The sequence below is a fragment of the Streptomyces sp. CNQ329 genome, from assembly GCF_000482585.1.
This window is the reverse complement of the sequence record NZ_AXVU01000038.1, coordinates 56,636-63,225: the sequence shown is the minus strand read 5'-3', so window position 1 is coordinate 63,225 and position 6,590 is coordinate 56,636. Positions and strand designations below refer to the sequence as shown.

Annotated in this window: 5 protein-coding genes and 1 pseudogene; all 6 read right to left on the bottom strand. The window is 73.3% G+C overall.

Annotated features, from left to right (window positions below; translation table 11 throughout):
• Positions 1 to 288: 288 nt before the first annotated feature.
• Positions 289 to 549 (bottom strand): annotated as a pseudogene (locus I003_RS32960) (adenylyl cyclase); the annotation flags it as partial.
• 140 nt (positions 550 to 689) lie between these two features.
• Positions 690 to 1,847: a hypothetical protein gene (locus tag I003_RS0123095; RefSeq protein ID WP_027773683.1), complete on the bottom strand. Its 1,158-nt coding sequence runs from the start codon at positions 1,845 to 1,847 to the stop codon at positions 690 to 692.
• Positions 1,837 to 4,047 carry a xanthine dehydrogenase family protein molybdopterin-binding subunit gene (locus I003_RS0123090; RefSeq protein WP_037721488.1) on the bottom strand — a complete coding sequence of 737 codons (2,211 nt, stop codon included), beginning with the start codon at positions 4,045 to 4,047 and terminating at the stop codon, positions 1,837 to 1,839. The genes I003_RS0123095 and I003_RS0123090 overlap by 11 nt, the downstream gene beginning before the upstream one ends.
• Positions 4,044 to 5,045, bottom strand: coding sequence for an FAD binding domain-containing protein (locus I003_RS0123085; RefSeq protein WP_027773681.1), 1,002 nt, complete (start codon positions 5,043 to 5,045; stop codon positions 4,044 to 4,046). The genes I003_RS0123090 and I003_RS0123085 overlap by 4 nt, the downstream gene beginning before the upstream one ends.
• A 4-nt stretch (positions 5,046 to 5,049) precedes the next feature.
• A complete protein-coding gene (locus tag I003_RS0123080) occupies positions 5,050 to 5,544 on the bottom strand; it encodes a (2Fe-2S)-binding protein (RefSeq protein WP_037721486.1) in 495 nt (164 codons plus the stop codon).
• An 86-nt stretch (positions 5,545 to 5,630) separates the two neighbouring features.
• Positions 5,631 to 6,464 (bottom strand): SAM-dependent methyltransferase, encoded by an 834-nt coding sequence (locus I003_RS0123075; RefSeq protein WP_078564284.1) that lies wholly within the window; start codon positions 6,462 to 6,464, stop codon positions 5,631 to 5,633.
• Positions 6,465 to 6,590: the final 126 nt, after the last annotated feature.

Genomic DNA, 6,590 nt, shown 5'->3' with positions numbered 1-6,590 from the left:
CCCCCGACACCGGCGCCCACGCACCAACGCCCGCCCCCGGTGCGTAACCCCGGGCCCGCCGCACGCCACGCGAAGACCAGCCGCCAGCGCCGGCGACCCGGGCTCACTGTCAGAGCAGGCGCATACCCTTGGGCGGGTGTGAGGGGGCGTGGGGTTCTGGGCGAACACCGTCCGCCCTCGCGCATCCCCCCGCACCTGCCCCGCGCCGTACACGACGGACCAGGCTCCCGCAGGCGGCCTGCGGGCGGCAGCGCAGCCTCCCTGCCGGCTCCGGGACGGGTCCAAGGTTCACTGCGCCCGGAAGAGCAGCGTGGGCTCGGCGAGGATGTCGCGGTTCCCCTCGCTCTTGTAGATCAGATGGACGCTGCCGAATCGCGCCTCGCTGTAGTCCAGGCCGAGGTCCGCCGCGGCATTCCGGACCGCTTCCTCGGACGGCCCCTTGACTTCGGGGAATGCAGGCAGGTCGGGCCAGGTGTCGAAGTCGTAGGTGACGTCGTCGTGTCGCCGCCCCTCGCGGCGATTCTGCTGGTAGCGCACCTGCCGCAGACCGGCCGCCTCCGGGAGCGCGCACAAGGTGAGCCAGGTGAGGAACCGCGCACGACGCGCCGAGCACGGCACCGCTGGGGTCGCCGGCGCCGAACACGGCGCCGCCGGGCTTGCCCCGATCCTCCGGAGGCGCACGGCGGCGTTCACGCCGTTGATCCGGAAACCGCCGTGTACGGCCAGCGCTTCCAGACCACGACGTGCAGGATCACCGCGCTGCTCAGCGCGTTGAGCATGACGTGCGTGGTCCAGCTCCATTCGCGCGCTTCCGGCACCCCGACCGCGTGGGCGAGTTTCGGGAGCAGCCAGACCAGCAGCACGGTGAGGGCCACGGCGATCAGGACGGCGAGGGTACGGCCCGGGGCGGGGGTCAGCCGGATCGCCGGCCATGCCTCGAAGAGCATGGCCACCAGCAGGATGCTGCCGATGGCGGCGCCGGCGGTCGCGGTGATCCGGGCTCCGGGCCAGTCGAGGGCGCGGCTGGTGAGCAGGTAGCCGGCCCATCCGCAGGCGATCACGGTGACGTTGCCCAGCAGCAGGCGCCGCCACGTGCGGTCCATCCGGGCGAACGGCCAGCCGCGCAGTGCGACCCAGAAGAGCATCTGCCACGCGCCGATCGACGTGAACCAGGCGCCGTAGCTCTCCGACTCGATCGCGTCCGAGTCCACCAGCGCCGCCCAGGCGATCAGGCCGAGCACCCAGCAGAGCGCCACGGCGGTCAGGCCCGCCGGTGCGGGAGGCAGGCGGGCCAGCGGGCGGCGTTCGCAGACCAGGGTGAGCTGGAGCAGGAGGGTGAAGATGCTGCCGGAGAGGGCGTTCGCGGCCGGGTCGAGGCCGGGGTGTGCGGGGCCCGGGTCGAAGACTCCGACCAGGTCTGCCCCGTTGACGACGAGCTGGCCGAGCACGGCCAGCACCACGCCGCCCACCACGACGAGCGCGGTGTCGTACAGGCCGGACCAGGGGCGGGGGAACAACGTGCCGGGCCAGTCCTCCCACCAGAACGCGATCATCGCCATGATCGGCAGCGCGAACGTGGCGATCGGCCCGAGGACGACGAGGGAGTGGAGGGCGCCGTCCGCGGCGGCGGACAGCAGCACGGTGACGGGGAGGACGAAGGCCAGCCCGATCAGGCCGCGGACCGGCTGGTGCCGGCGGGCGTCGGCCAGCGCGGCCGGACTCAGTGCGTCCGGGCGGCTGACCGACGGGCGGCTGTCCGGCGGGCGGCTGTCCGGCGGGCGGCTGTCCAGCGGCCGGCTGTCCGGGGTGCCGGCGGGCCGTGCGGTGGACCTCCCTTCAGAGGACATGTTCCAGGCGGATCGGCAGCCGGCGGATGCGCCGGCCGGTCGCGTGGTGCACCGCGTTCGCGATGGCCGCGGCCACGCCGACCATGCAGACCTCGCCCACGCCCTTCACGCCGGCCCGGTTGAACCGCAGGTCCGGCTCGTCGATGAAGTCGACGTCGATCTGCCGGATGTCCGAGTTCACCGGCACCGGGTAGTCCTCCAGCGTGGTGTTGAGGAACCCGCCGAACCGCGTGTCCACCTCGCTCTCCTCGCGCAGCGCCTGCCCGATCCCCCACACCACCCCGCCGCGGACCTGGCTGGCCGCGGTGACCGGGCTGGCCACCCGGCCGCAGTCCACGACGGTGACCACGCGGGGCACCCGGATGCGCCGCGTGGCCGGTTCGATCCGGACCTCGACGAACTGTGCGACCCAGCTCATGGTGACGAACTCGGGGTAGACCGGTCCGCCGATGGCGAGGACGCCCTTGCCGAGTTGCGCGAGGTCCTCCTGGCTCTGGCCGGGTGCGAGCGTGGTCGCCTCCGCCGTCACCGAGGGCCTGCCCGTGGCGCGGACCGCGGCGGCCACGTCCACATCGCCGGAGCCGGGGACGCCCAGGGCCGTGCGCAGGTCGGCGAGGGCGGCCTGCACGGCGGGCAGCGCGCTCGCGGTGCCCCAGGAACCGGCGGTGAGGTGCTGCGGCGCCACCCGTGTGTCGCCGGCCTGTACGTTCACCGTGTCCACCGGCACGCCCAGGTCCCGCGCGGCGAGCAGCGCGACGGCCGAGCGGATGCCCTGGCCCATCTCGTGGCCGCCGACGTCGACGGTGACGGTCCCGTCGGCCGCCGCGGACAGGTGCGCGACGACCGGCACCATGCCGCCGGGGTAGCAGCCGGCCGCCATGCCCCAGCCGAGTGTCGAACCGTCCTCGGCGGTCATCGATTCCGGCTCCGGATCGCGCCGGTCCCAGCCGAAGCGGGCCGCGCCGCGGCGTACGCACTCGGCCAGGTGCCGGCCGGAGAAGGGCAGGCCGGTGACGGGGTCGGCCGCGGCGTCGTTGGCCAGCCGCAGTTCCACGGGGTCGACGCCCGTCGCGTAGGCGAGTTCGTCCATGGCCGACTCGAACGCGAACATGGACGGGCTCTCGTACGGCGAGCGCATGAAGCCGGGGGTCTGCACGTCCGTACGGACCAGGCGCTGTTCGCCGCGGAACGCGGGCGTCGCGTAGAGCCGGGACGAGACCGTGGTGATCTCGGTCGGGAAGAGGTCGTGGCGCGAGGTCTGCTGGTCGACCTCGTGGATCGCGGCGAGCAGTTTTCCGTTCTCGTCCGCGCCGAGCCGCACCCGGTGCACCGAGTTCGGCCGGAAGGCGCCGAGGTGGAAGACCTGGGGCCGGGGCAGCACCATCTTCACCGGCCTGCCGAGCCGGCGTGCGGCGACGGCGATCGGCCCGAGATGCAGGTGCATGGCGTTCTTCTGGCCGAATCCGCCGCCGACGTACGGCGAGCGGACCTCGATGTCCGCCGGGTCGATACCGAGCTGGGTGGCGAGCCCGAACCGTACCGCGTTGGCGTTCTGGGTGGTGTCGTCGATGATCAGCCGGTTGCCCTCCCAGTGCGCGACGCTCGCGTTCGGCTCCATCGGCATGCTGTGCTGGGCGGGCTGCTCGTAGGTGCCGGTGATCTGCACCGGGCTGGCCGCGAACGCCGCGTCCGCGTCGCCCACCTTGATGTCGGCCAGGACGGGCAGCGGGATCGCCTGCTCCTGCAGCACGGTCTCGGCGCCCTCGGCGTCGATCTCCACCGCGAACGGTTCGTCGTCGTATGCGGCCGTGACCAGCAGCGCCGCCTCGGTCGCGGCGACCAGACCGTCGGCCACGACCAGGGCGATCGGCTGGCCGCGGTAGGCGATGTGGTCGTCGCGCAGGGGCTGCAGGCTCTGCACGGCGTGCCCGCCGGCCATGAGGAAGCCGACGTCGCGCAGGTCGTCCGGCCCGAACCGGGTGATCACCAACTGGACTCCGGGCACGGCTTCCGCGGCGGAGGTGTCGACGCGCACGACGCGCCCCTTGCCGGTACGCGCGGTGGCCCACGCCCCGTACGCGACGTTCTCGGGTACCTGGTCGGCGGCATAGCGGGCGTGGCCGGTGACCTTCTCACGGGCATCGACGCGGCGGGTGTCCAGCGGCCGGCCGCCGGTGGGGGGAGCGTCGGTGACGGTCATCGGGTGGCTCGCTCTCCGGCGATGCGCAGCGCCTCGGCGACGGTGCGTACGCCCAGTTCGATACGGAATCCGTTCTCGCCGCCGGGGCGTGCCGCCGCGAAGGCGGCCTCTCCGGCGCGCCGGGCGGTCTGCGGGGTCAGCGGCTGCCCGATCAGGGTCTGTTCGGCCTCCGTGGCCCGCCATGGCCGGGTGGCCACGCCGCCGAGCCCGATGCGGCACTCGCCGACCGTGCCGTCCCCGTCGACGGTCAGCCCGACGGCGGCGGCGGTGAGGGCGAACGCGTAGGACTCCCGGTCGCGGATCTTGAGGTACGTGGATCCGCGACCGGCAGGGGTCGCGGGTACCCGGATGCGGACGATGAGTTCGTCCGGGGCGAGCACGTGTTCGCGGGTCGGGTCGTCGGCAGGTTCGACGTGCAGTCCGGCGAGCGGCACGCTGCGCTGTCCGCCGGGGCCGGCGACGTCGACCACGGCGTCGAACGCGATCAGCATGGCGGCGAAGTCGCCGGGGTAGACGGCGATGCACGCGTCACTGCCGCCGAGCAGCGCGTGCGCGCGGTCGTGGCCGCCGACGGCGGCGCAGCCGCTGCCCGGGTTGCGCTTGTTGCAGGGGAACTCCGTGGCGTTGCGGAAGTACGGGCAGCGGGTGCGCTGCAGGAGGTTCCCGCCGACGGTCGCCATGTTCCGCAACTGCTGCGACGCGGCGCGCCACAGCGACTCCGACAGGCCCGGGTAGGCGGCGCGGACCGCCGGGTGGTCGGCGACGTCGGCCATGCGCGCGCCGGCGCCGAAGACCAGTTCCCGCTCGCCGACGTCGATGGTGTCGAGTTCGGCGATGCGGTGCACGTCGATGACCGTGGGAGGGGTCTCGATCTCCAGCTTCATCAGGTCGTACAGGGTGGTGCCGCCGGCCAGGATCCTGCTGCCGGGCGGCGCGGTGCGCAGGGCGGTCACGGCGGCGTCCACGGTGTCCGGCGCGACGTAGGTGAAGGAGCGCACGGCGTCACGCCCCGTTCCGTACCGCGTCGGCGGTCTGCCGTACGGCGGCCACGATGCCCACGTAGGCGGCGCAGCGGCAGAGGTTGCCGCTCAGGTACTCGCGGATCTCGTCGTCGCTCCCGCAGTGGCCCTCGGCGATGCACGCGATACCGGACATGATCTGGCCGGGCGTGCAGTAGCCGCACTGCAGCGCGTCATGGTCGATGAACGCCTGCTGCAGCGGATGCAGGCCGCCGTCCTCCCCGGCGACGCCCTCGATCGTGGTCACCGCCTGGCCCGAGACCTGCAGTGCGGGGGTCAGGCAGGACAGCACCCGCCGGCCGTCCACGTGCACGGTGCACGCGCCGCAGTGGCCCTGGTCGCACCCCTTCTTCGTGCCGGTCAGCGCAAGCTGCTCGCGCAGCACGTCGAGGAGGGATTCCCGGGGATCCAGATCCAGCGAGACGTCCTTGCCGTTGACCGTGCAGGCCAACGCCGCTTTTGCGTCATTTGTGGGCATACCGGGAGATTGTAGGGACACTACAAGGCCCGGGAGCGGAGGAGCGGAGTCGGCGCGCCCGGCGGTGGGAGGCCGGCGCGGCCGGCTCAGCCGTCGCTCAGCCGGCCCACGCCGCCGTAGAGCCACACCTCGTCGAGGAGCCGCGGCCGGACGGGGCCGTCCGGGTGCCAGTACGGCAACTGGACGACACCCGGATCGACGACGTCGAAGCCGTCGAAGAGCGCCTCCACCTGGTCCAGGGGCCGGGGCACCATCAGCGCCGCGGCCCGCCTTTCGCCGTACACCGCGGCGGCGTCGGCGGCGCGCTCGGGCTGGATGTCGTTGGTGGTGTGGGACAGGGCCAGAAAACTGCCGGGCGGCAGGGCGTCCCGGAAGGCGGCGACGATACGGGCGGGCTCCTCCTCGTCGCGTACGAAGTGCAGGACCGCGGACAGCATCAGCGCCACCGGCCGGTCCCGGTCCAGGGTCCCCCACAGCTCCGGATCCTTGAGGATCTCCTCGGGGCGGCGCAGGTCGGCCTGGATGTACGCCGTGCGGCCCTCGGCGGAGCTGCTCAGCAGGGCGCGGGCGTGGGCGAGGACGACGGGGTCGTTGTCGGCGTAGACGACCCGGCACTCCGGGCTGATCTGCTGAGCGACCTCGTGGAGGTTGGGCGAGGTGGGGATGCCGGTGCCGACGTCCAGGAACTGCCGCACGCCCTGTTCGACGAGATAGCGGGCCGCGCGGCGCATCCAGGCGCGGTTCGCGCGCGCGGACGCCCTGACCTGCGGTGCGCGCCGGATGGTCTCCTCCGCCGCCTCGCGGTCGGCGGCGTAGTGGTCCTTGCCGCCCAGGAGGTAGTCGTAGATCCGGGCGGGGTGCGGGATGCTCGGGTTGACGGGGGTCTCGGGCTGGTCGCTTAAAGGCGGTTCGTGGGTCACGGGCGTCTCCTTCGGTCGGCGGCCGCCTGGCGCGTACCGGCGTTTCGACGGCCCAACTTAGAGCCACCGCCCCGCCGTCCACCATCCTGCCCCCGGCCCGGGCGCCTGACGCGGTCACCTCCCGGT

Excerpts from the sequence above, each read along its gene's own strand:
- I003_RS0123095 (WP_027773683.1), bottom strand. The coding sequence starts at position 1,847 with ATGTCCTCTGAAGGGAGGTCCACCGCACGGCCCGCCGGCACCCCGGAC.
- I003_RS0123090 (WP_037721488.1), bottom strand. The coding sequence starts at position 4,047 with ATGACCGTCACCGACGCTCCCCCCACCGGCGGCCGGCCGCTGGACACC.
- I003_RS0123080 (WP_037721486.1), bottom strand. The coding sequence starts at position 5,544 with ATGCCCACAAATGACGCAAAAGCGGCGTTGGCCTGCACGGTCAACGGC.